Origin of the sequence: Paracoccus sp. FO-3 (assembly GCF_006386455.1) — a bacterium.
In the GTDB taxonomy this organism is placed as follows: Bacteria; Pseudomonadota; Alphaproteobacteria; order Rhodobacterales; family Rhodobacteraceae; genus Paracoccus; species Paracoccus versutus.
On record NZ_VCBQ01000280.1, the window covers coordinates 1 to 1,080 of the forward strand.

General features: G+C 72.0%; 2 protein-coding genes. Both read right to left on the reverse strand.

What is annotated here, in order from left to right; all coding sequences use genetic code 11:
- Positions 1-216: hypothetical protein (locus FE811_RS26975; protein ID WP_140849588.1), on the reverse strand; the 216-nt coding region annotated here is incomplete at its 3' end.
- A complete protein-coding gene (locus FE811_RS26980; RefSeq protein ID WP_255469869.1) occupies positions 192-1,028 on the reverse strand; it encodes a M15 family metallopeptidase in 837 nt (278 codons plus the stop codon). The genes FE811_RS26980 and FE811_RS26975, both read right to left, overlap by 25 nt.
- Positions 1,029-1,080: the final 52 nt, after the last annotated feature.

Genomic DNA, 1,080 nt, shown 5'->3' on the forward strand with positions numbered 1-1,080 from the left:
CAAGAGCAGCGCCAGCGCCGCCCGCGCCGCCGCCACCGCCTGCGGCGGCAGGCCCGCGCGCAGCGCCTCGGTCCCGAAGCGGTCCAGCAGCACCCGCGCATGGCCGGCCAGCGCCGCCATGTCCTCGGCCACCCAGGGCAGTCGGTCGGCATAGGCCAGCACCGGCCCGGCCAGCCGTTCGGCGGCGGCGCTCAGAGTTTCCCCTCGGCCTGCCATTTGCGCAGCGTCTCCTCGCCGATCTCGAAATGCATCGAATCCTCGCGGCTGTTATAGGCGGCGCCCCAGAACCAGCCCTCTTCGTTGAAATATTCGGCCAGGATCAGCAGGCCGAACTGCGTCGCGCCATCGGCAAAGGGATCGAGCTGCCCCTCCAGCGTCAGGTCGATGGCCGTGCCCCAGGAATGGTTCGAGATCGACCGGGTCGAGCCGCGGATCAGCCGCGCGCAAAGCCCGCCGGCGGTGCCCAGCTTGGCATGGATGTCGGGATCGCTCTGCTCCAGCCGCTCCAGCACCCGCGCCAGGCTGTCGAGCGCGGGCTTCAGCATGGTCACGGTGATGGGACCGACCTTGCGCGTCTCGATCAGCGCCCGCAGCCGGGGGTTGGTCACGGGCTGGCAATCGGTGTTGTAGCTGTCGCGCGGCGGTCCCAGGATCGCCAGCATGGTCGCATTGCGCGGCTGGGTGATGCCCTTGTTGAAGCGCGACTTGGCCAGCCGCATCTGTTCGGTCAGCGCCTCGGTCGGGGGCGGGCTTTCGAAATCCTCGGCGCCCAGGTCCGCCGGAGGGGCGGCCTGAAGCGGCGGCGCGACCGGGGCGCGGTTCGCCACCAGGCTCAGGTCGTCGCGCAGCTGCGCCAGATCGGCGCGCAGGCCCTGGCGTTCCACCCGCGCCTCGGCCAGCGCCTCGCGCAGCAGGGCCAGTTCCGCCTCTTGCCGGGACAGGCGCAGCTCGGTCGCCTGGTCGGCGCTGTCGAGAAACCAGGTGGTGACCGCAAAGGCGATGGCGCCGATCACCACGCCGATCGCCACGATGATCGGCGCGGCCAGGCTGCCCGCCGGGCGCGGCGCGCGGGCCCGGCCG